The organism is Stenotrophomonas sp. YJH_SMC_119 (genome assembly GCF_059368315.1).
Map to the genome: position 1 here is coordinate 334,410 of NZ_JCAFRP010000001.1, position 21,343 is coordinate 355,752.

Annotated in this window: 19 protein-coding genes; 7 read left to right on the forward strand and 12 right to left on the reverse strand. The window is 66.1% G+C overall.

Annotated features, from left to right (window positions below; all coding sequences use genetic code 11):
* Positions 1 to 46: 46 nt before the first annotated feature.
* A complete protein-coding gene (gene mtgA, locus AC5P6S_RS01535; RefSeq protein WP_005410686.1) occupies positions 47 to 796 on the reverse strand; it encodes a monofunctional biosynthetic peptidoglycan transglycosylase in 750 nt (249 codons plus the stop codon).
* Positions 797 to 873: 77 nt separating this feature from the next.
* On the opposite strand from mtgA, the gene hslO reads away from it, so the two are divergent.
* Positions 874 to 1,767, forward strand: coding sequence for an Hsp33 family molecular chaperone HslO (hslO, locus tag AC5P6S_RS01540; protein ID WP_005410687.1), 894 nt, complete (start codon positions 874 to 876; stop codon positions 1,765 to 1,767).
* Positions 1,768 to 1,916: 149 nt separating this feature from the next.
* Positions 1,917 to 2,729, forward strand: a complete 813-nt coding sequence (locus tag AC5P6S_RS01545) for an XOO1806 family protein (protein WP_171974399.1) — start codon at positions 1,917 to 1,919, stop codon at positions 2,727 to 2,729.
* Between the two features lie 219 nt (positions 2,730 to 2,948).
* On the opposite strand, the gene AC5P6S_RS01550 is transcribed toward AC5P6S_RS01545, so the two are convergent.
* Both AC5P6S_RS01550 and AC5P6S_RS01555 read right to left on the reverse strand, forming a co-directional pair.
* Positions 2,949 to 5,906 (reverse strand): TonB-dependent receptor domain-containing protein, encoded by a 2,958-nt coding sequence (locus AC5P6S_RS01550; protein WP_099561700.1) that lies wholly within the window; start codon positions 5,904 to 5,906, stop codon positions 2,949 to 2,951.
* A 230-nt stretch (positions 5,907 to 6,136) separates the two neighbouring features.
* Positions 6,137 to 6,736: a TetR/AcrR family transcriptional regulator gene (locus AC5P6S_RS01555; protein ID WP_005410690.1), complete on the reverse strand. Its 600-nt coding sequence runs from the start codon at positions 6,734 to 6,736 to the stop codon at positions 6,137 to 6,139.
* A gap of 141 nt (positions 6,737 to 6,877) precedes the next feature.
* Between AC5P6S_RS01555 and AC5P6S_RS01560 the strand changes: the two genes are divergently transcribed.
* The 3 genes from AC5P6S_RS01560 to AC5P6S_RS01570 all read left to right on the forward strand — a co-directional run bounded on the left by AC5P6S_RS01560 (position 6,878) and on the right by AC5P6S_RS01570 (position 10,813).
* Complete coding sequence (locus AC5P6S_RS01560) at positions 6,878 to 7,795, forward strand: alpha/beta fold hydrolase (protein ID WP_005410691.1); 918 nt, start codon at positions 6,878 to 6,880, stop codon at positions 7,793 to 7,795.
* Positions 7,792 to 10,269 carry an acyl-CoA dehydrogenase gene (locus AC5P6S_RS01565; RefSeq protein WP_005410692.1) on the forward strand — a complete coding sequence of 826 codons (2,478 nt, stop codon included), beginning with the start codon at positions 7,792 to 7,794 and terminating at the stop codon, positions 10,267 to 10,269. Before AC5P6S_RS01560 ends, AC5P6S_RS01565 begins: the two co-directional genes overlap by 4 nt.
* Before the next feature lie 76 nt (positions 10,270 to 10,345).
* Positions 10,346 to 10,813 carry a hotdog fold domain-containing protein gene (locus AC5P6S_RS01570; protein ID WP_414498538.1) on the forward strand — a complete coding sequence of 156 codons (468 nt, stop codon included), beginning with the start codon at positions 10,346 to 10,348 and terminating at the stop codon, positions 10,811 to 10,813.
* A gap of 257 nt (positions 10,814 to 11,070) precedes the next feature.
* Here the strand turns inward: AC5P6S_RS01570 and AC5P6S_RS01575 are convergent, their stop codons facing one another.
* Both AC5P6S_RS01575 and AC5P6S_RS01580 read right to left on the reverse strand, forming a co-directional pair.
* Positions 11,071 to 11,421, reverse strand: coding sequence for a DUF1304 domain-containing protein (locus AC5P6S_RS01575; protein WP_099527759.1), 351 nt, complete (start codon positions 11,419 to 11,421; stop codon positions 11,071 to 11,073).
* A 42-nt stretch (positions 11,422 to 11,463) separates the two neighbouring features.
* A complete protein-coding gene (locus tag AC5P6S_RS01580) occupies positions 11,464 to 12,753 on the reverse strand; it encodes an NTP/NDP exchange transporter (RefSeq protein WP_181453183.1) in 1,290 nt (429 codons plus the stop codon).
* 324 nt (positions 12,754 to 13,077) lie between these two features.
* On the opposite strand from AC5P6S_RS01580, the gene AC5P6S_RS01585 reads away from it, so the two are divergent.
* Positions 13,078 to 14,478 (forward strand): serine hydrolase domain-containing protein, encoded by a 1,401-nt coding sequence (locus AC5P6S_RS01585; RefSeq protein ID WP_005410697.1) that lies wholly within the window; start codon positions 13,078 to 13,080, stop codon positions 14,476 to 14,478.
* A 99-nt stretch (positions 14,479 to 14,577) separates the two neighbouring features.
* Here AC5P6S_RS01585 and AC5P6S_RS01590 read toward each other — a convergent pair whose 3' ends face one another.
* A complete protein-coding gene (locus AC5P6S_RS01590; protein WP_076739152.1) occupies positions 14,578 to 15,336 on the reverse strand; it encodes an SDR family NAD(P)-dependent oxidoreductase in 759 nt (252 codons plus the stop codon).
* Positions 15,337 to 15,450: 114 nt separating this feature from the next.
* On the opposite strand from AC5P6S_RS01590, the gene AC5P6S_RS01595 reads away from it, so the two are divergent.
* A complete protein-coding gene (locus tag AC5P6S_RS01595) occupies positions 15,451 to 16,344 on the forward strand; it encodes a LysR substrate-binding domain-containing protein (protein WP_005414244.1) in 894 nt (297 codons plus the stop codon).
* A 119-nt stretch (positions 16,345 to 16,463) separates the two neighbouring features.
* Here the strand turns inward: AC5P6S_RS01595 and AC5P6S_RS01600 are convergent, their stop codons facing one another.
* The 6 genes from AC5P6S_RS01600 to AC5P6S_RS01625 form a co-directional block, all read right to left on the reverse strand.
* Positions 16,464 to 16,970 (reverse strand): hypothetical protein, encoded by a 507-nt coding sequence (locus tag AC5P6S_RS01600; RefSeq protein ID WP_005410700.1) that lies wholly within the window; start codon positions 16,968 to 16,970, stop codon positions 16,464 to 16,466.
* A 774-nt stretch (positions 16,971 to 17,744) separates the two neighbouring features.
* Positions 17,745 to 18,140, reverse strand: coding sequence for a glycine cleavage system protein GcvH (gene gcvH / locus AC5P6S_RS01605; protein ID WP_005410701.1), 396 nt, complete (start codon positions 18,138 to 18,140; stop codon positions 17,745 to 17,747).
* 93 nt (positions 18,141 to 18,233) lie between these two features.
* Positions 18,234 to 19,346 (reverse strand): glycine cleavage system aminomethyltransferase GcvT, encoded by a 1,113-nt coding sequence (gene gcvT, locus AC5P6S_RS01610; RefSeq protein ID WP_024958146.1) that lies wholly within the window; start codon positions 19,344 to 19,346, stop codon positions 18,234 to 18,236.
* Between the two features lie 155 nt (positions 19,347 to 19,501).
* Positions 19,502 to 19,942, reverse strand: coding sequence for an NfeD family protein (locus AC5P6S_RS01615; protein ID WP_005410703.1), 441 nt, complete (start codon positions 19,940 to 19,942; stop codon positions 19,502 to 19,504).
* 1 nt (position 19,943) lies between these two features.
* A complete protein-coding gene (locus AC5P6S_RS01620; RefSeq protein ID WP_059035152.1) occupies positions 19,944 to 20,903 on the reverse strand; it encodes an SPFH domain-containing protein in 960 nt (319 codons plus the stop codon).
* 66 nt (positions 20,904 to 20,969) lie between these two features.
* Complete coding sequence (locus AC5P6S_RS01625; RefSeq protein ID WP_044570725.1) at positions 20,970 to 21,272, reverse strand: Mpo1-like protein; 303 nt, start codon at positions 21,270 to 21,272, stop codon at positions 20,970 to 20,972.
* Positions 21,273 to 21,343: the final 71 nt, after the last annotated feature.

A 21,343-nucleotide genomic window follows, 5' to 3' on the forward strand; every position in this document is an offset into this window, starting at 1 on the left:
GCCCGGATTGTACGTTGCCGCCGGCCGTAGATCAGGCGGCGCGCGCTCACTCTTCCGAAAGGTACGCGGCCCCGCCCAGCTGCCGTGCCTGGCGCTGGATCCAGGCGGCGCGCCGCTGCACGTACGGCCCTGGCTTTGCGGCGTTGTAGCGCCGCGGTGCCGGCAGCACCGCCGCCAACCGCGCGCTATCGGCCGGGCTCAACCTGGCCGCGTCCTTGCCCCAGAACTTCTGCGCCGCCGCCTGAGCTCCGTACACGCCATCACCGAACTCGGCGATGTTGGCGTACATCTCCAGGATGCGCTCCTTTGGCCACAGCGCTTCGATCAGCACGGTGTACCAGACCTCCAGCCCCTTGCGGATCCAGCTGCGGCCCTGCCAGAGGAACAGGTTCTTGGCCACCTGCTGGCTGATCGTGCTGGCGCCACGCAGTCGCCCGCCCTTGGCATTATGGTCGCGGGCCTTCTCGATCGCCTGCAGATCGAAGCCGTTGTGGTCGGGAAAACGCTGGTCCTCGGCGGCCACCAGCGAAATCGGCAGGCTCGGCGCCATCTGGTCAAGGTCGCGCCACTGGTAATGCAGGCGATAGGACCAATCGGCCTCGCCCAGCGCCTCGCCATAGCGCCACAGCATCACCATGGACACGGGCGGGTCGATGAACCGCAGCACCAGGACCTGCAGGCAGCTGAAAGCAGCCAGCAGCACCGGCAGCCACAGCAGCCGTTTCCAGCGCCAGCGCCTGCGGCGCGGGCCTTCTACGACAGCTTCCACCTTGTGCTGCTCTCCCCCTGCCCCCATTACTGGTGCATCCTTCTTCTATCTGGTTGTCGGCGCATTATCCGGCAACTGCCCCCGTTTACGCGCGATGTGAGCCGATGACCGCCAACTCCGATTCCCTGATCCGCTTCCTGCTCCCCGACGCCGGCGTCCGCGGCGTCCACGTGCACCTGCAGGCCACCTGGCAGGAAATCCTGTCCCACGCCGAGTACCCGGATACCGCCGCCGAACTGCTCGGCGAGGCCTGCGTGGCCTCGGCGCTGTTCACCGGCCATACCAAGATCGATGGACGCCTGTCGATCCAGCTGCGCAGCAGCACTGCCCTGCGCACCCTGTTCGCCGAATGCACCGCCGCCGGCACCCTGCGCGGTATCGCCCAGCTCAGCGAAGGCGGCGACGCGCCGCGCGACCTGTCCAGCCTGGGCGATGACGCGATCCTCGCCATCACCATCGAGAACCCCGGCCTGGACCCGCGTGAACCACAGCGCTACCAGAGCCTGGTCGGACTGACCGCACCGGAACTGGACGAGGCCTTCGAGGACTACTTCCGCCAGTCCGAGCAGCTGCCGACCCGCCTGCTGCTGGCGGCCGACCGCAATGGTGCCGCCGGCCTGCTGCTGCAGAAGCTGCCGGGCGACGAGGGCGACGAGGACGGCTGGGCGCGCGCCAGCGCCCTGTTCGAGACCCTGGGCAAGGCCGAACTGCTGGCCACCCCGGCCGAGCAGCTGCTGCACCGCCTGTTCCACGAAGAGAAGCCGGCGTTGATGGGCGAAAAGCCGCTGTCCTTTGCCTGCTCCTGTTCCCGCGAGCGGGTGGCGGCGATGCTGCAGTCGCTGGGTGAGGAGGAGGCCCGTGCAGCGGCTGCAGACACCGGCGCCGTCGAGGTCCGTTGCGAATTCTGCGGGCGTGAGTATCACTTTCCATTGACGGAGTTCGGCATACTGTTCCACGGCGCCCAGGGGGCTGTACCGGCGCCTGAACGGCTTCAATGAACGGCAGTCTTGTACCTGGGGAGGATCAAGGCTTGTTAAGAATTCATAAACACCCTAGGATCAAGTTCCCGTCCCCACGGGAACTTCCGTTGTCCGTCCTTGTCTGAACTGGTCCGATGCGTACCTTCCTGCGTCTACCGCTGGCCATGATGATCGCCCTTGGCGCGATCACGGGCGTGCATGCGCAGAGCAAGGACACCCGCACCGTGCTGCCGGTATGGAACAAGGGCAGCGGCAAGGTCGAGGCCCTGCTGTACCTGGAGCCGACCGGTGAGCAGGCGGCCGGGGCGCGCTGGCATTTCGGCCGCAACTCGCTGGATGCGGCCTTTGGCCTGTCCTCCGGCGATTCGCTGGGCCTGCTCTGCAGCAGCAGCGGGACCAGCATGAGCGGCCTGGCCAGCCACTGCATGCTGGCCAGCCTCGGCGACGAGGACGACCTCAACAGCCGGCGTTTCACCGGCACCGCCGCATTGAACCGTGGCAGCAGCCGCCTCGGCATCACCGCCGGCACCGGCCGTGAAACCCTGCCGGCATGGCTGGCAGGCCCGAACAAGACCCCTTCGCTGCGCGCCGAGCAGAATGACCTGACCGTGTTCGCGCAGAAGAACATCGGCCGCGAAGGCTTCGTGTCCATCGCCGGCACCTACGCCAAGGCCCGCCTGGTGCCGCTGGCCGACGCCTCGCCGGCCATTGCCGACCGCTGGGACAGCAAGAGCCTGAGCATCGGCGCCGGCTACGGCAATTTCAGCGGCAGCATCATCGGCCGCGTCATCGACGTGCCCGGCAAGCCCGGCAAGTGGGAAGGCCTGGGTATCGGCCTGACCTGGCGCACGCCATGGTCCGGCCAGCTCACCGTGGGCGCCGAGAACGTGATCAGCCGCGGCAAGAATCCGTTCTCGCCACGCAACGAAAGCAACGACGACGGCACCGTGCCGTACGTGCGCTACGAGCAGGACCTGTAAGCTCCCTGCTGCCTCACCGCGACGTTTCCGCGCGCGCTCCCTTCGCCCATCCCCGTAATGACACCTCGCCGCCACCACGCGGCGATGCGCAAGCGCCTGTGCGCGGCCTGGTCCAGCACGGCTGCGCAAAGGCCTGCGCCATCAAGCCTGGCTGCCCCATGAAAAAAGCCACGCCCCTTTCGGGGCGTGGCCATGTCACACGTACATATTACGCCGCGATCAGAAGCGCTGGGTGTACTTCATGTACAGGAAGCGACCGATGTCGAAGCCACCGTAGTAGGAGACGTTCGCGCTCGGCTGGCTGTACATGGTAGGGCCCACGCGGCCGAACACGTTGTTGGCACCCACGGCCACGGTCGCATTCCACGGTGCGTTCCAGCGCAGCTGGACGTCGTTGAACACGGTCGCGCCACGCTGGTTGGTCGCGCTGCCCACCGCCACGCCCTGGTTGTTCGGCGAAGCGTAGTTCGGCAGGTTGCACTCTTCCGGGAACGTCACGGCACTCAGGCACGCTTCCTTCATGCCGGAGAAGTAACGGACGGTCCAGCTGGCGCCGAAGTCACCCATTTCCCAACCCAGGTTCAGGTTCGAACGCACGCGGAAGGCGTAGCCAGCCCAGCCCACGCCGGTGCGGGGGTTCGGGTGGGTGACCGCGTTCTTGGTGGTGACCAGGTCATCACGCGAGGTGTAGGTGCTGGTCCACTGCGCGCTGAAGTTGCCGAAACGATCGGTCGGCAGGCGGTAGCTGACATCCAGGTCGAAGCCTTCCACCTCGCGGTAACCGGCGTTGATGCCGGTGCGCTTGAGGTTGTTGACGATGCCGGTCACCGGGTCACGCGTGAACGCCGAGCAGCGTGCCGCGATGTCGTTGATGTAGCAGTCGTTGAGGATCAGGTTGGCCGTGTCCGAGATGATGGTGTTCTCGACGCGGATTTCCCACCAGTCCAGCGACATGTTGAAGTTCTGGATGAAACCCGGGCTCCAGACGAAGCCCAGGGTCTTGGACGTCGAGGTTTCCGGGGTCAGCTGGTCGTTGGAGCCGGAGACGAAGGCCAGCGGGGTCTGCGACGATGCAGCGGTGGTCGGGGTGAAGCCCTGCTGCTGCTGGCGGAAGTTGGCTGCATTTACGCCGGCCGGCAGTGCGGCGGCGCAACGGGCACGCACCGCAGCGTTGGTGCGCGAAGCACCGTAGACCACGTCGCACGGATCGGTGAAGAAGTCGAACGACTGCGAACCGCCGCTGTACAGGTCGGCGATGGTCGGGGCACGGAAGCCTTCCGCCCAGGTACCGCGGATGAGCAGCGAGTCGATCGGCTTCCACTTGAAGCCGAACTTGCTGTTCAGCGTGGTGCCGAAGGTGTCGTAGTCCGAATGGCGGGTGGCCGCGTTGAGGCTCAGCTCGCGGGCGCCCGGCAGGTCGGCCAGGATCGGCACGTTGAACTCGGCATAGACTTCGTCAACCTTGTAGCCACCACCGGTGGGGAAGTTGGCCAGGCCGGAGGTGTTGCCCGACTGCACCAGCGCGTCCGGGCTGAAGCTGCCGGTTTCCTTGCGGTGCTCGACACCCACGGCGAAGCCCAGGTCGCCGGCAGGCAGGGTGAACAGGCTGCCAGCCAGGTTGGCGGTGACGACCTTGGTGGTGGTCTCGGCGGTGGAGTGCGCGGACGGGAACAGCAGGTTCTGCAGGGCGGTGTTGCCGGTCAATGCGCCGTTGGCACCATTGCTCTGGATGCCGGCATGCAGGAACGGGTTGTACGGCACGCACTGGTTCAGCCCGATCGGGTTGGCCACGGTACCGCACTGCGCCACGCCGCTGCTGTTGATGAAGGACGGACCCACCGCCGCACGCAGCGCGGTCAGGTTGAGGTCGCCGGTGCTGGTCTGGACCAGCTTGTTGTTGTTGTACAGGTAGCCGACATCCCAGTCGAACAGGCGGTCGGAGAACTCGAAGCTGCCTTCCAGGCCGCCGCTGAAGCGGAAGGTGGTCAGCTCGGCGCGGGTGTTGCGCGGCACTTCCGAAGTACGACGCCACCAGTTGGCGATGTCAGCACCCAGCGGATTGAACACACTGCTGGCCGAAATCGGCGAACCGAAGGCCAGTGCGCCGTACGGGTAGCCGGCGATCTGGCGGTTCGAATCGCGGAAGCTGTACAGCATGTTGGTGCGCAGGCGCACGTTGTCGGTCAGGTCGTAGATGCCATCGACGAACACTGCACGGCGTTCCTGCGGGGTACGCAGGTCGGTCTGCAGGTTGGTGTTGGTCTTGTCCTTGGTGGAGAAGCTGTTGACGTTCTGCGCGACGTAGTCGGCCTTGTTGTTCGCGTTGCCACCCTCACGCAGGATCACGCGCACTTCGCGGTTCGGGTTGGATGCGCTGGCGGCCGGATAGGTGACGCCCGGCAGGCCATCGGCCGGACGGCTGACGAAACCGCCGAACTCACCCACGGTGGTCCAACCGAAGTCCGGGTGGTTGGAGCTGCGCGGGAACGCACCGTACGGACGATCGGCCGCCCGCACCTTGTCTTCCTTGGCGTACTCGGCACCGATGGTCAGCGAACCGCGCTCACCCTTCACGCCCATGGTGAAGTCCATGGTGCGGGTGGCACCGTCGCCTTCACTGTACTGGCCGTAGTAGACGCTGCCGGTGGCGCCTTCGAAGTTGGTACGGGTGATGATGTTGATGACGCCGGCGATGGCATCGGAACCGTAGATCGACGAAGCGCCGTCCTTCAGCACTTCGATGCGCTCGATGGCCGAGACCGGCACGGTCGAGATGTCCTGCAGGCCACCGGTGGTGATGCCCAGGCGCTTGCCGTTGAGCAGCACCAGGGTGCGGGTGGCGCCCAGGTCACGCAGGCTGATGTAGGTGCCGCCGACGGCTTCGCCCGAGGACAGCGGCTGGGCACGGCTGATCGGCGGCGTACCCACGGCGCTGATGTTCTGCAGGATGTCAGCGACCGACGAGAAGCCCTGCTTCTCGATGTCAGCGCGGTTGAGGGTCAGGACCGGCTGGGCGGTTTCGACGTCGACGGTACGGATGCGCGAACCGGTGACTTCGATGCGGTCCAGGTTGGTGGCGGTCTGGGCAGACGCCACCCCGGTACCGGCAACGGATGCGGCGCTGGCGGCCAGCGCAACGCACACTGCATCGCGCAGCTTGTTGCTGTTCAACTTCATGGGCTCTCTCTCCATGGATCTTGGGTTGTGTGCTGAGTCCAACCGACGTGCCCCAAAAGGGAGGCACAAAAAACGGCTGGTGACCCGATAGTAGCCACACTTGATCTGGAATTAAAGAGTCGTTAAGAAAATGCCCAAATCGCGTGAAACCAGCCTCACCACGACATACGTTGGCGCATTGAGGTCGCCTGCAAGGCGCATTCGGCACTTGCAGGGCGCCATTCTCCCATTCAGCTGGGAATGAGCGTCTCGATCAGATGCTCGACATAGGCCTCGAAATCCTCGCGGGCCTGCTTGGGTTGCTGCAGCTGCAGCGACAGCTGCAGGAAGCCGACGTAGGCGGCATAGGCCAGGCGCGCGCGATGCCGTGCATCGGTGGAGCTGAGCCCGGCCTGGCGGAACGAAGCAACCAGGTAGTCGAGCCGGCGCTGCGAAACGCGGTCGATCACCGGGCGCACCATCGGGTGGTCCAGCGCCTTCAGCAGTTCGCTGTAGATGATGTGCGGCTGCACTTCGTGCGCCACCATCTGGAACAGCTGGCGCAGGCGCACGCGCGGATCCGGCACGTCCTCCAGGCTGCCGAACACCTGTTCCTGTTCGAACAGTTCCCAGCGTTCCAGCGCCGCCTGCAGCAGTGCATCACGCGAGGGGAAGTGCCAGTAGAAACTGCCCTTGGTCACACCCAGGCGCCGCGCCAACGGTTCCACCGCGACGGCCCCCACACCTTGTTCAGCAATCAGATCGAGAGCGGCCTGGGCCCAGTCTTCGGCACTCAGGCGGCTGTTGCGGCCGGCGCGCGGTTCGCCGGCGGAAGCGTCAGGTTGATTCATGGGCTGATTTAACCATACGCCGGGGTTCGTTGCAGTACGCGGTTGCGGCCGAAACCGTCTCGACGCCCGCCTGGGCACCTGCCGCAGCGCACCATACCGTGCAGTATTGACTTCCCTCACAAGCGATCCATACTAGCAAGTATGGTTACGTCCCCTACTCCCGCTGCGTTCCATGATCTTCGCCTGGAGGCCGCCCATGGCGCACGCCTGGCCGCAACCGCCAGCGACCACGGCCGCCGTGGCCGCGTGTTGTTCGCGCATGGCTTCGGCCAGACCCGGCACGCATGGAACGCCACCGCGCGGGCCCTGTCTGCGGCGGGGCTGCAGACGCTGGCCTACGACGCCCGTGGCCACGGCGATTCGGACTGGAATTCTGCCGAACTGCCCTATCACGGCGAGCAGTTCGCTGATGACCTGATCGTGCTGGCCGGGGAACAGCCACGCCCGCCGGTGCTGGTCGCAGCCTCGATGGGCGGCCTGTTCGGCCTGCTGGCCGAATCGCGCTGGCCGGGCCTGTTCTCGGCGATGGTGCTGGTGGACATCACCCCGCGTTGGGATACCGCCGGTGTTGAACGCATCCTGGCCTTCATGACCGCCCATCCCGACGGCTTTGCCTCGCTCACCCAGGCCGCCGACGTGATCTCGGCCTACATGCCGCACCGTCCGCGCAAATCCGAGCAGTCGCTGCGCGCACTGCTGCGCGAGGACGGCCACGGCCGCTGGCGTTGGCACTGGGACCCGCGCCTGGTGGCCGAACTGGCCCGCGACAGCGAGCAGCACCAGGATGCGCTGGCCGAGGCCGCACGCCAGGTGAAGTGCCCGCTGCTGCTGGTCAGCGGCGGCCGAAGCGACCTGGTCACGCCACAGACCGTGGCCGAATTCCTGGCGTTGGCGCCGCACGCGCGTCATGTACAGCTGCCGCAGGCCACGCACATGGTCGCCGGCGATGACAACGACGCCTTTACCGCTACTGTGTTGGACTATCTGGACGTGTTGCCCGCAGCGGATGCTGCAGCTTCGTCCGCCACAAACGAGCACGTCACCGGAGCACGCTCATGAGCATCGTTCTTCCCTTCCTCGCCCTGCTGCTGGCAGGCGCGTTCGTCGCCTACCACCGCATGCGGCTGGTTACCTGGACGCTGATCAGCGTGGCCCTGCTGGTCGCCTGCTGGTTCATTCCCTACGTCAACCAGACCGCCACGATCGTGGCTGCCGCCGTATTGGCCGTCATCGCCGTGCCGCTGCTGCTGCCGTTCATCCGCAAGCCGCTGCTGACCGGCCCGATGATGAAGGTGTTCCGCAAGGTGCTGCCGCCGCTGTCGCAGACCGAGCGCATCGCGCTGGAAACCGGCTCGGTTGGCTTCGAGGGCGAACTGTTCACCGGTGATCCGGACTGGAACATCCTGCTCAATTACCCCAAGCCGCAGCTGACCGCCGAGGAACAGGCCTTCCTCGATGGCCCGGTCGAAGAGCTGTGCACGATGGTCAACGACTGGGAAATCACCCACGTCCACGCTGACCTGCCGCCGGAGCTGTGGGCCTTCATCAAGAAGAACAAGTTCTTCGGCATGATCATCCCGAAGGAATATGGCGGCCTGGGCTTCTCTGCGCTGGCCCACCACAAGGTGATCCAGAAGCTGGCCTCGGTGTCCTCGGTGGTCAGCTCCACCGTCGGTGTGCCCAACTCGCTGGGCCCGGGTGAACTGCTGGTGCATTACGGCACCCAGGAACAGAAGGACCAGTACCTGCCACGCCTGGCCGATGGCCGCGAAGTGCCCTGCTTCGGCCTGACCGGTCCGTTCGCCGGCTCCGACGCCACCTCGATTCCGGACTACGGCATCGTCTGCAGGGGCGAGTGGAACGGCGAGCAGGTGCTCGGCGTCAAGCTGACCTTCGACAAGCGTTACATCACCCTGGCCCCGGTCGCTTCGCTGATCGGCCTGGCCTTCCGCATGTACGACCCGGATGGTCTGATCGGCGACACCCGCGACATCGGCATCACCCTGGGCCTGCTGCCGCGCGACACCGCCGGCGTTGAAATCGGCCGTCGCCACTTCCCGCTGAACTCGACGTTCCAGAACGGCCCGATCCGCGGCAAGGACGTGTTCATTCCGCTGACCCAGCTGATCGGTGGCGCGGCCATGGCCGGCAAGGGCTGGAACATGCTCAACGAGTGCCTGGCCGTGGGCCGTTCGATCACCCTGCCGTCCACCGCCAGCGGCGGTGCCAAGGCCGGTGCCGCCGTGACCGGCGCCTATGCACGCATCCGCAAGCAGTTCGGTCTGTCGGTCGGCCGCTTCGAAGGCGTGGAAGAAGCGCTGGCCCGCATCGGCGGCAAGGCGTACAAGATCAGCGCGCTGTCGCAGGCCACCGCTGCTGCAGTCGACCGTGGTGACGTGCCGTCGGTACCGTCGGCGATCGCCAAGTACCACTGCACCACCATGAGCCGCGAAGTGATCTCGGACATGATGGACGTGATCGGCGGCAAGGGCATCATCCTGGGGCCGCGCAACTTCGCCGGCCGCAGCTGGCAGGCCGCGCCAATCGCGATCACCGTGGAAGGCGCCAACATCATGACCCGCAGCCTGCTGATCTTCGGCCAGGGTGCGATCCTCTGCCACCCGTGGGTACTGAAGGAAATGAAGGCCGCGCAGGATCCGGATACCCGTGCCGGCCTGCAGGACTTCGACCGCAGCCTGTTCGGCCACATCCGCTTCGGCATCTCCAATGCCGTGCGCTCGTTCTGGTTCGGCCTGACCGGGGCACGCTTCGGTGCCGCCCCGGGTGACGCCTACACCCGCCGCTACTTCCGCAAGCTGGACCGTTACTCGGCCAACCTGGCGCTGATGGCCGACATCTCGATGATGACCCTCGGCGGCAAGCTGAAGTTCAAGGAATCGCTGTCCGGCCGCCTGGGCGACGTGCTGAGCCACGTCTACATGACCAGCGCCATGCTCAAGCGCTACCACGACGAGGGCGCACCGCAGGCCGACCAGCCGCTGCTGGCCTGGGCCTTCCATGACAGCGTGCACAAGATCGAGGAATCGCTGTCGGCGGCCCTGCGCAACTTCCCGATCCGTCCGATCGGCTGGCTGATGTGGGCGCTGATCTTCCCGCTGGGCCGTCGTGCCGAGGCCCCGGGCGACCGCCTGAGCCGCCGCGTCGCCGCCCTGCTGATGGCGCCGAACGAAGCCCGCGACCGCCTGGCCAGTGGCGTGTTCCTGACCCCGTGCGAGAACAACCCGGGTGGCCGCATCAACAGCTACCTGAGCAAGGCGATCATGGCCGAGCCGGTGGAGCGCAAGTTCCTGAAGGCGCTGAAGAGCAAGGGCATCGAGGCGCTGGACTTCAAGAGCCAGCTGGACGAAGCCGTGGCCGAGGGCGTGATCACCCAGGACGAGCGCAGCCTGCTGGAAGAGCTGCGCACGCTGACCCTGGATACGATCACCGTGGACGACTTCGACACCCACGAACTGCGCGCGGCCAGCTACTACGACCGCCAGCACAAGGATCCGCATTCGCAGGCCGCCTGATCGCCCGCGATACGCGTTGCCTTCGACGGCGGGCCTCGGCCCGCCGTCGCTCTATCCGACGACCGGAACACCGACCATGTCCACGCCCCTGCTCTCGCTCTACAACCGCCTGCAGCGCTGGCCCGCCGGCACCTGGCTGTTCTCACGCGCGGTGTGTTTCAAGGCGCCGTACTTCGCCAGCATCGCGCCGCGCATCACCCGCCTGGAACACGGCCGCTGCGAAGGCACGCTGGCCGACCGCCGCAGGGTGCGCAACCACATCGGCACGGTGCACGCGATCGCGATGTGCAACCTGGCCGAACTGACCGCCGGGCTGATGGTCGACGCCTCGCTGCCGAAGGGCATGCGCTGGATTCCGAAGGGGATGCAGGTGCAGTACCTGGCCAAGGCACGGGGCATGCTGCAGGCGGTGGCATTGCCGGCCCAGCCGATCGTGGCCGCTGCCGAGGGCTATGCACTGCCGGTGTCGGTGAGTGTGCGCGACCGCGCGGGGATGGAGGTGTTCAGCGCGGTCATCGACATGTGGATGTCGCCGGCGAAGTAGTGTTCCCGCGAACGGCGCAGCCCCTCGTGGGCGGGCAGTTGGTCGCGGAAAGCGCGGGTTTCCGGTGGGGGCCGAGGGCGGTGGATTCGAGGGGGACGCCGTGAACCCGTCCCTGGGGGCTTGGCCGCGGCATCCATGCCGCGGCCAAGCCCCCAGGGACGGGTTTACGGCGTCCCCTGCCCAGCCCATCCGCCCGGCCAGATCCACGACCCGCATTCCGCGACCAACCCACGAGGGGCTGCGCCGTTGGCTGGGAACTACGCCACCGCGCGAAGAACCAGCGCCACGATCGCCGGCACCGCCTGGATCATGAAAATGCGCCGGCTCACGCTGTAGGCGCCATAGCACCCTGCCACCACCACGCAGGCCAGCGAGAACGTCACCAGCACCGGCTGCCCGATCACCAGCCCCACCACGATGCCTGCTGCCAGGAAGCCGTTGTACAGGCCCTGGTTGGCCGCCAGCACCCGCGTGGTCTCCGCCTTCTCCGGCGTGTTGCGGAAGGTCTTCAGGCCCAGCGGGCTGGTCCACAGGAACATCTCCAGCATCAGGAAATAGACGTGCAGCAGGGCGACGAGCAACGTCAGGGTGAGTGCGATCCAGTACATGGGCAGTTCCTTGGACAGGGATGGGGATCGGGCCCCGGAAAATCAGCGGTCGCGCGGCAGTTTCTTTTCTTCGCGCAGTACACCGAACGCGGCTGCGGTCATGCACGCGGCCACCAGCATGCCGCCGATGAACACCACGTGCGAGCCGAACAATGACAGGCCCTTGTGCACCCAGGTGAAGCTCAGGTCGGCACCACGGTAGACCACGGTGTCGATGGCCGCACCGGCCTTGTAGCGCCATTGGCGGTCCACGCGGGTGTAGATGGTTTCGCGTGCCGGCTTGAAGAGCGAGAACTCACTGGCCCGGGTCAGCACCTGCACCACCGCCACCATCATCGGCAGCGGCGATGCGGCCAGCACCGAGAATCCGATCAGGATGGCGAATGCGGGAATCAGCAGGGCCGGGGCTATGCCGTGGCGCGACAACAGCCAGCGGGTCAGACTCAACTGCAACAGAAGCGTCAGCGCGTTCACCGCCAGGTCGATGCGCGAGAAGAACGCGGTGCTGGCAGCCGGGTCGTTGAAGGCCGCGCGCACGATGCTGGCCTGCTGGTTGTACAACAGGGTGCCCACGCCCACGCCAAACACCACCAGCACCGCCAGCCAGCGCAGCAGCGGCTCGCGCACGATCAGCTTCAGGCCATCCAGCACGCTGCCGCCCATCGGCTTCTCGCCCGAGACCAGCTGCTGCTCGCGTTCGCGCAGCACCGCCCAGTGCCGCAACCGCCAGATGCAGAACAAGCAGACAATCAGGAAACCCGCAGACACCAGCATCAGGTTGGCGATGCCCACACGCTGTGCCAGCGCGCTGGTGATGACCGGGCCAAGGAACGCGCCGACGGTGCCGGCCGCGCCGATGTAGCCGTAATACGCCCGCGCCTGCGCGTTGGAGAACACGTCGGCCATGAAGCTCCAGAACACCGCCACCGCGAACAGGTTGAAGACCATCACCCAGAGGAAGAAGGCCATGCCCCGCCCTGGCACGTGACTGTCGAACATCATGTAGAAGCCAAGCAGGGTGACGATGAAGAAGCCATACACCGCCGGCAGGAACACCCGCCGCGGGAAGCGGCTGACCAGCCAGCCGTACACCGGCTGCAGCACCAGCATGATCACGAACACGCAGGAGAACAGGAACTGCAGGACGAAGTCCTTCAGCGCGATGTCATGGCTGGCGAACCAGGCGATCAGCATCGGCGGGAACACCGTTTCCAGGTCCGCCGAGGCGGCCATGGCTTCACGCACCGGACGCAACACGTAGTAGCCGCTGAGGAGGCAGAAGAAGTACAGGAACGACCACCACAGCGCCGGGGACTCGCGCAGTGCCGCCATCAGCCCCTGCAGCGGGCCTTTCCCTCGTACCGCGCTCACGCGGCGTCCCTCGCCAGATGACGGCGGTTGGACAGCGGCATGGCAGGCTCCGGGGCGGTGAAGCGCGTACGTTATCCAATGCACTGCAACATCGCCAGCAGGTAGCCGTTTGAAGGCCGCAACGCGGTGTCATGACCGGGTCCGGATGACACGTTCCGATACACGCTTTCGAGGCGTCAAAATCCCAACTTTTTCAACGAGATGCGCATTCATCTTCGCTTTGTTTGTGCACAGAGGAAAAGCGGCGCTAGAATCGCCATCAGCAGTCGCGCACGGGTCCCACCGATGAAAAAGAACAGCCTGCGTCGTCCGATCCGTTCGGCGGCCACCGGTTTGCTGGGCATGTTGATGCCTGTTGCCTTGTCCACCACCGCGCAGACCCCGCCGCCGTTGCCGCCGATGCCGGCCAACATCGAGTCCGCTGCGGCCACCGCCGTTGCCCACACCCAGCCGGCGGCCTACCGTACCGGGCTGGTGCCGCAGGTGCAGGCGCCCGCCGCAGGCTTCAACGTCGCCAATATCGAATCGATGGCGCAGCAGCTCACCTATGGCGAGCGCGTGCCGGGCATGGCCGTGGCCATCGTGCAGGGCGGCCGCATCCTCAGCGCGCGCGGCTATGGCGTCACTGACGTCAACAATCCGCTGCCGGTCGATGCGCACACCGTGTTCCGCCTGGCGTCGCTGTCCAAGGCCTTCGCCGGCACCATGGCCGGCCTGCTGGTCAACGACGGCACGCTGCGCTGGGACAGCAAGGTCACCGACTATGTGCCGGGCTTCCGTCTCAACTCGCCCGAAGCCACCGACCGCCTGACCGTGGCCGATGTGCTCAGCCATCGCGTCGGCCTGCCGTACAACGCCTACGACCGCGACATCGAAGGCAACGCCGAGTACTACGCGCTGACCCAGAAGCTGGCCAACACCAGCCTGAAGTGCCTGCCGGGCGACTGCTACGCCTACCAGAACGTGGCCTTCAGCCTGATCGGCGACGTCGTCTATGCCGCCTCCGGCAGCTTCTACGAGCAGTCGGTCGAGCGCCGCATCTTCAAGCCGCTGGGCATGAACGATGCCAGCCTCGGCCTGGCCGGCATCCAGGCCAGCTCGCGCTGGGCGCGTCCGCACGTGCGCAGCCGCAACGGTTGGGTGTCGCTGACACCGAAGCCGACCTACTACCGTGTTGCCCCGGCGGCTGGCGTCAACGCCAGCGCCAGCGACATGGCGCAGTGGCTGCTGGCGCACACCGGCCATCGCCCCGATGTGCTGCCGGCACCGCTGCTGGCCACCCTGCACTCGAGCCTGATCAACACCCCCGGCGAGATGCGTTCGGGCTGGCGCCGCGAGCGCCTGCACTCGGCCGGCTACGCGCTGGGCTGGCGCACCTTCGACTACGCCGGCCACGACGTGGTGTTCCATGCCGGTGCCGTACAGGGCTACCGCGGCCTGGTCGCGCTGGTGCCGGAACGCGATCTCGGCATCGCCATCATGTGGAATGGCGAGAGCGGCCTGCCCAGCGGCCTGCTGCCGACCGTGCTCGATTCCGCGCTCGGCCTGCCGGCACAGCGCTGGCTGGATGTGGACACCGACTTCGGCAGCGACAACCTGATGGCCGAAGGTGCAAGCCCGGCGCAGCAGGACAAGCGCAAGGGCAAGGGCGCTTCCAGCAACCGCGCGGTGGCGTCGCCGCGCTGATCAGGCGGGCGCGACCGTGAGCATGAAGGGCGGCCTGCAGGCCGCCCTTTTTGTTGGCTGTTGTGGAATCGAGCCGCGCTCGACTCTACAAACGGAGGGCTAATGCGCGAAGTAGTGCATGCCGCCGTCCACCGGAATCACCGCACCGGTGATGTAACCGGCCAGCGGCGAGGCGAGGAATGCCACCAGCGGCGCCACTTCTTCCGGCTCACCGAAGCGCCCGATCGGGATGTTACTGGCGATGAACGCGCGTCGGCTTTCCTCGGTGGGATGCAGGCGGTCCAGGATCTGCGGGCTGTTGATCCGACCCGGCGCAATGGCATTCACCGTGATGCCCTGCCCGGCCACCTCCGACGACAGCCCCTTGCTCCACAGATGCAGCGCTGCTTTCGCCGCGGTGGCGGCATTCACCGAACGGGGCTCCATCGAACCGCTGAAGTTGATCACCCGCCCCCATCCCTGCGCCTGCATCGCCGGCAGCAGTGCCTGGGTCAGCCGTCGTGCGGCAGAGAAGTTCAGCGCCAATGCCTCCTCCCAGATCGAGTCGGCTGCATCGACGGTCGTTGGCCGCGAACCGCCAGCCGCGTTGACCAGGATGTCCACCCGCTGCAACGCCGCCAGCGACGCGTCAGCAATGCGTCGCACGTCCCCGGCGTCAGTGACATCGCCCAGCAGGATGATCGGCGCGGGTGCGCCCGCCGCTTCGATCCCTGCCGCCAGCGCCTGCAGCGGTGCCTGCCGCCGTGACGAGATGGCAACACGTACGCCCTGCGCGGCCAGTTGCCTGGCGACAGCGGCACCGATGCCACTGCCCGCCCCGGTGACCAGCGCTGTGCGTCCCTCAAGATTCAAATCCATCGTGTTCTCCTTTCAGCACGGCCGGTGGATCCGGCCCCTGCAGTGCATGCTGTTTGATCACCCGTGATTGATAAACTCCGCAAAAGTTTCAGCATTCAACACCCGGAGTGTCAGATGAACCTGCTGGAAAGCATGCAGGTCTACGTGCTGATCGTGGACAAGGGCAGCCTCAGCGCTGCGGCGGCAGCACTGGCCATCTCCCCGACGATGGCCGGCAAGCACCTGCGTGCGTTGGAGGCGCGGCTGGGCATGCAGTTGCTCAGTCGTACCACCCGGCGCCAGCACATGACGCCGTTCGGGGAGGACTACTACGCCCGCTGCCGGGAGATCCTGCGGCTGGTGGAGGAAACCGATGCTCAGGCCCAGTACCAGCACCTGGCACCTGCAGGCACGCTGCGCATCAGCGCGCCGGTGATCTTCGGCACGCATGCGCTGGTACCGGCGTTGGCCGATTACATGGCGCGCTACCCCGACGTGCGTGTCGACGCGGTGCTGACCGACCGCGTGGTCGACCTCGCAGAGGAGGGTTTCGAAGCAGCCCTGCGCATCGGCACGCTGGCCGACAGCAGCGTGCTGGTGGCACGTGCATTGGCACCGTATCGCTTGATGATGTGCGCCTCGCCCGGATACCTCGCCCGGCACGGTACGCCCTCCGACCTGCTGGCGCTTGCCCGGCACCAATGCCTGTCCTTCGAACCCAGCGCGCTGGCGCAGTGGCTGCAGGCCGATGCTGGCGGGCTCGGCCATGTGCCCACAGGTCGACTGCAGATCAACAACGGCGAAGCGCTGCGTACAGCGGCGCTGCATGGGCTGGGCATCGTGCTGCAATCGGCACTGCTTCTGGCCGCGGATGTCGAGGCTGGGCGGCTGGTGCAGCTGTTTCCCGAACACGGCCACGCGGGGCGGCCGATGCACGTGGTCTACGCCCACGACCGCTACCCCTCGACCCGCCTGCGCAGCTTCATCGATTTCCTGGTGGAGCGCTTTCCACCGGCGCCGCACCGCTAGCATCGACCGTCAGCAAGGCGGTCGAGCATGGCTCGACGCTACCAATGGCCCCATAAAAAAACCCCCTCCCCGCTGGGCAGCCAGGGAAGGGGTTTCAGGATGCGGCTATCGGGAAGTACTTAGATCAGCGGCGCCGGGGTTGCCGGCAGAGCGACCGGAGCGGCCTTCTTCTTGCGGGCGGCCGGCTTGCGCTTGGCAACCTTCTTCGCTGCCTTCTTCGGGGCAGCCTTCTTGGTGGCCTTCTTCGCGGTCTTCTTCACTGCCTTCTTGGCGGTCTTCTTGACGGCCTTCTTGGCAGTCGCCTTCTTCGCGACCTTCTTGGCCGGCTTGCGGGCCGTTGCCTTCTTGGCAGTCTTCTTGGTGGCCTTCTTGGCTACCTTCTTGACGGCCTTCTTCGCGGTCTTCTTGGCAGGAGACTTCTTGGCTACCTTCTTCGCCGCCTTCTTCACTGCCTTCTTCGCAGTGGCCTTCTTGGCGACCTTCTTCGCAGCCTTCTTCACTGCCTTCTTGGCGGTCGCCTTCTTCGCGACCTTCTTCACTGCCTTCTTGGCAGCGGCCTTCTTCGCGACCTTCTTCACCGCCTTCTTGGCGGCGGGCTTTTTCTTCGCAGCTTTCTTGGTTGCCATGGGATGGCTCCTCGTCAGTGATAGGGAGTTGAAACGCCCAGGTGGATCAAACCCGCGGATGCTGCGTGCGGGGACCGCCGGCGCGTCAAGCGCGCCGTTACGGATGCGGCAATGCCCGCCTCGATCGGCGGAGCGGGCATCGGAACGGGAGGTGCCTTGCATTTCTCCGGGGGAAGCGGGGCCATGTCCACCGTCATCTGGGTCGCGGTGGTCTTGAAGGGGCTGCTTCGCATCGGACGATTGATTCTGCGCACTCGGTTTGGCAGGCAAGGTCTGCTGAGGCGAAACCTAATCACGGTTTTTTTTACTGTCAACAACCCCCGCGAAAAATTTTCACATCCGCGCCATCCGCGGTGTTGCCTGCACGGTCGCGACGCTCCGCCCTCGACGACCAACGAAGCACCACGCACGCGCGTTGCCTGCAGCAACAACAACGCAAGCGTTGAACAAAAACCACTTGAAATAGGCACTCTGCGCAGATGCATGCATGTTGGCGGCCACTGCATGCACGCAGCGCCGGCACCGGCCGGCGCCGGCATCAGCGCCAGCACAACGGCACCGCAACGGGGGGCGAAAAGTTTTCACATCCGGACGCGTCGGCGCGGGGCGGAAACGCGGATTTGCGCAAAACTGCGCACGCCCCTCGGTACCGTTCGCGGGTCTGCTGATGCCGCGTCGAGGGCGCGCAGCAAACCCTGCGTCATGAGCCGACGTACTCGCCAAAACAAAAACGGCCACCCGAAGGTGGCCGTTGCAGAACCCGGAAACGACGACTCAGTGGTCGTCGTTCTCCAGGGCTTCGGCGTACGCGTCCGGGTCCAGCAGCTCGTTGACCTCTTCAGCGTTGGTCAGTTCGACCACGAACATCCAACCTTCGCCGTAGGCATCTTCGTTGATGGTTTCCGGCTTGTCGGACAGGGCCGAGTTGACCTCGACAACCTTGCCGCTGATCGGGCTGTAGACGTCCGAGGCGGCCTTCACCGACTCGACGACGGCGATCTGTTCGCCGGCCTTGGCGTCGGCGCCGACTTCCGGCAGTTCGACGTAGACCAGGTCACCCAGCAGGCCCTGGGCATGGTCGGAAATACCGACGGTGACGCGGCCATTGCCTTCGACACGGGCCCACTCATGGGACTTGAGGAACTTGAGGTCGCCGGGGATCTCGCTCATGGGACTGCTCCAGAGATATGCAGGGGTGGAAAAAACGGGGCTAGTGTAACCAACCGGCCGCCACTGCTGTCAGTGACGACCGGCATGTCCGGATCAGGCGTCGGCGAGCACGCCGGGCTGGGCCTGGCCTTCGCGCACGAACGGGAACTTGACCACGCGCACCGGCACCTGCCGGCCGCGGATGTCGACGGTGACCTCGCCGAGTTCACCGGCGGGCACGCGGGCAAAAGCGATGCCCTTGGCCAGGGTCGGCGAGAAGGTGCCGGACAGGATCTCGCCCTGGCCGCCAGCGGTGGTCACCGCCTGGCCGTGGCGCAGCACGCCCTTCTCGTCCATCACCAGGCCGATCATCTGGCGTGCTGTGCCGGCAGCCTTCTGCGCTTCCAGCGCGTCGCGACCGATGAAGTCGCGGCCTTCGTCCAGCGACACCGTCCAGGCCAGCGCCGCTTCGTACGGGCTGATCTCTTCGTCCATGTCCTGGCCGTACAGGTTCATGCCGGCTTCCAGGCGCAACGTGTCGCGTGCGCCGAGACCGGCCGGCTTCACGCCCGCCGCCAGCAGGCGGTTCCAGAACGCGACCACCGCGTCCTGCGGCAGCAGGATTTCGAAGCCGTCTTCGCCGGTGTAACCGGTGCGGGCGACGAACAGCTCGACGCCGTCGTCGGACTGCACCTGCAGGGCGGCGAAGCGGCCCAGCTTGGTCAGCGCCTCGCGCTCGGATTCGCGGGCCAGGCCGATCACGATCGCGCGCGCCTGCGGGCCCTGCACGGCCAGGATGGCCAGGTCCGGGCGCTGCTCGACGCTGACGCCGAACGGCGCGGCCTGCTCGCGCAGCCAGGCCAGGTCCTTTTCGCGGGTGGAGGCGTTGACCACCATGCGGAAGAAATCGTCGCCCAGGTAGTAGACGATCAGGTCGTCGATGACGCCGCCGCGCGGATTCAGCATGCACGAGTACAGCGCCTTGCCCGGCACCTTCAGCTTGTCGACCGAGTTGGCCAGCAGGCGGCGCAGGAACGGCTTGACCTGGTCACCGCGCAGGTCGACCACGGTCATGTGGCTGACGTCGAACACACCCGACTCGCGACGCACCAGGTGGTGCTCGTCCAGCTGCGAGCCGTAGTGGATGGGCATGTCCCAACCCCCGAAATCGACCATCTTGGCGCCAAGGGCGCGGTGGGTATCGTTGAGCAGCGTCTTCTGGGTCATGACCGGGTCCGGCAGCAGAGGAAACAAGAATCCCCATTATCCCAGATCGGTCGCCCGCAGGCGTGCCGCAGCGCAGCGGCCATCTGCAAGCACACCTCATGCGACCGCGCCCGCTGGCCTTGACGACCCGCGGACGCGGCCAAACCACCGCAGCCTCAGCCCTGGGCCACCGCCTCGACCACCAGCACCGTGCCCTGCACGCTGCGCACCCGCACCCACGTACCTGCAGGCAACTCCGGGCCGCTGACCTGCCAGTACGCGTCGTCGATGCTGACCCGGCCCTGCCCACCAACGATACCCTGCTGCAACGGCACCACCCGTCCGACCAGTTGTTCGGCGCGGCGGTTGAGCAACGGTGCATCGCTGGGTCGCGCCCTTGCCTTGCCCCAGCGCCGGTAGCACTGGATCGAGACAACGCTCAGCACGACGAAGGCAACGACCTGCCACAGCAATGGAATGCCGCTGAACACCGCAACCAGTACGAACACCGCCGCCGCGCCAATGCCGATCCACAGCATGAACGCCCCGGGCGCCAACGCCTCGGCGGCAAACAGCAGCAGCGCCAGCGCGCCCCAACCGACGACTTCCCAGCGCATGTCAGCCTCCGAGCGGCGGCGGCCGCTTGCCGGCGGCCTTGATGTCCTGGCTGGCCAGCGCCTGCTTCGCCAGTTCGGCCACGCCGGCGATCGAACCGATCACGCCACTGGCCTCCATCGGCATCAGCACCAGCTTCTGGTTCGGCGAACTGGCCAGCTCCTTGAACGCTTCCACGTACTTCTGCGCAACAAAGTAGTTGATCGCCTGCACGTCGCCCTCGGCAATCGCCGCCGACACCACCTTGGTCGCCATCGCTTCGGCCTCGGCCAGGCGCTCGCGCGCCTCGGCATCGCGGAACGCAGCTTCGCGACGGCCTTCGGCCTCCAGCACGGTGGCCTGCTTTTCGCCATCGGCGCGCAGGATCTCCGACTGGCGGGAACCCTCTGCCTCTAGGATCTGCGCGCGCTTCTCGCGCTCGGCCTTCATCTGCCGCGCCATCGCGTCCAGCAGGTCGCGTGGTGGCTGGATGTCGCGGATCTCGATGCGGTTGACCTTCACACCCCACGGGTTGGTGGCATGGTCGACCACGCTCAGCAGCTGGGCATTGATCACCTCGCGCTGGCTGAGCGATTCATCCAGGTCCATCGAACCGATCACGGTACGGATGTTGGTCTGCACCAGGGCGATCATCGCCACTTCCAGGTTGGCCACCTCATAGGCAGCCTTGGCGGCATCCAGTACCTGGAAGAACACCACGCCGTCCACGCGCACGGCGGCGTTGTCCTTGGTGATCACTTCCTGGCTGGGTACATCCAGCACCTGCTCCATCATGTTCACCTTGCGCCCGACCCCGTACACGATCGGAATCAGGAAGTGCAGGCCGGGGGTCATGGTGTGCGTGTAGCGCCCGAAGCGCTCGACGGTCCACTCGTAGCCCTGGGGCACCATCCGTACCGCCTTGAACAGGATCACCACGGCCACGAAGGCCAGCACCACGGTAAAGAACATGGTCGGGAACATCTTGCTTTCCTTATCTATGACGTCCAGGCCCCAGCATAGCGCGTGAAGGCCGCATGCACAGCGGAGCTACCAGGGCATGCGCCCGCGCAGGATGTCGGCGAACATCACCCAGTCGCCCATGAACGAGTACAGCGGGTGCTGGAAGGTGGCCGGGCGGTTCTTCTCGAAGAAGAAATGGCCAACCCAGGCGAAGCCGTAACCGCAGAACAGGGCAGCCAGCAGCAGCACCGGCTGCCCACGCAGGATCGCCGCCGCGACCAGCAGCAGTACCCCGCAGCTGCCGATGAAGTGCAGCCGGCGCGATACCGGGTGGCGATGCTCGCTGAGGTAGAACGGATAGAACTCGCGGAAGCTGGCGAAGCGGGACATGCGCGTGCTCCGGGAACCAGGGGCGTCGCCATCATGCACCATCGCTGACCTTGTGGCGCCGAGCCGTGCCC

Bases quoted from the DNA above. Each gene is read 5' to 3' on its own strand.
- mtgA (WP_005410686.1), bottom strand. From the start codon at position 796: ATGGGGGCAGGGGGAGAGCAGCACAAGGTGGAAGCTGTCGTAGAAGGC.
- hslO (WP_005410687.1), top strand. From the start codon at position 874: ATGACCGCCAACTCCGATTCCCTGATCCGCTTCCTGCTCCCCGACGCC.
- AC5P6S_RS01545 (WP_171974399.1), top strand. From the start codon at position 1,917: ATGATCGCCCTTGGCGCGATCACGGGCGTGCATGCGCAGAGCAAGGAC.
- AC5P6S_RS01550 (WP_099561700.1), bottom strand. From the start codon at position 5,906: ATGAAGTTGAACAGCAACAAGCTGCGCGATGCAGTGTGCGTTGCGCTG.
- AC5P6S_RS01555 (WP_005410690.1), bottom strand. From the start codon at position 6,736: ATGAATCAACCTGACGCTTCCGCCGGCGAACCGCGCGCCGGCCGCAAC.
- AC5P6S_RS01560 (WP_005410691.1), top strand. From the start codon at position 6,878: ATGGTTACGTCCCCTACTCCCGCTGCGTTCCATGATCTTCGCCTGGAG.
- AC5P6S_RS01565 (WP_005410692.1), top strand. From the start codon at position 7,792: ATGAGCATCGTTCTTCCCTTCCTCGCCCTGCTGCTGGCAGGCGCGTTC.
- AC5P6S_RS01570 (WP_414498538.1), top strand. From the start codon at position 10,346: ATGTCCACGCCCCTGCTCTCGCTCTACAACCGCCTGCAGCGCTGGCCC.
- AC5P6S_RS01575 (WP_099527759.1), bottom strand. From the start codon at position 11,421: ATGTACTGGATCGCACTCACCCTGACGTTGCTCGTCGCCCTGCTGCAC.
- AC5P6S_RS01580 (WP_181453183.1), bottom strand. From the start codon at position 12,753: ATGGCGGCACTGCGCGAGTCCCCGGCGCTGTGGTGGTCGTTCCTGTAC.
- AC5P6S_RS01585 (WP_005410697.1), top strand. From the start codon at position 13,078: ATGAAAAAGAACAGCCTGCGTCGTCCGATCCGTTCGGCGGCCACCGGT.
- AC5P6S_RS01590 (WP_076739152.1), bottom strand. From the start codon at position 15,336: ATGGATTTGAATCTTGAGGGACGCACAGCGCTGGTCACCGGGGCGGGC.
- AC5P6S_RS01595 (WP_005414244.1), top strand. From the start codon at position 15,451: ATGAACCTGCTGGAAAGCATGCAGGTCTACGTGCTGATCGTGGACAAG.
- AC5P6S_RS01600 (WP_005410700.1), bottom strand. From the start codon at position 16,970: ATGGCAACCAAGAAAGCTGCGAAGAAAAAGCCCGCCGCCAAGAAGGCG.
- gcvH (WP_005410701.1), bottom strand. From the start codon at position 18,140: ATGAGCGAGATCCCCGGCGACCTCAAGTTCCTCAAGTCCCATGAGTGG.
- gcvT (WP_024958146.1), bottom strand. From the start codon at position 19,346: ATGACCCAGAAGACGCTGCTCAACGATACCCACCGCGCCCTTGGCGCC.
- AC5P6S_RS01615 (WP_005410703.1), bottom strand. From the start codon at position 19,942: ATGCGCTGGGAAGTCGTCGGTTGGGGCGCGCTGGCGCTGCTGCTGTTT.
- AC5P6S_RS01620 (WP_059035152.1), bottom strand. From the start codon at position 20,903: ATGTTCCCGACCATGTTCTTTACCGTGGTGCTGGCCTTCGTGGCCGTG.
- AC5P6S_RS01625 (WP_044570725.1), bottom strand. From the start codon at position 21,272: ATGTCCCGCTTCGCCAGCTTCCGCGAGTTCTATCCGTTCTACCTCAGC.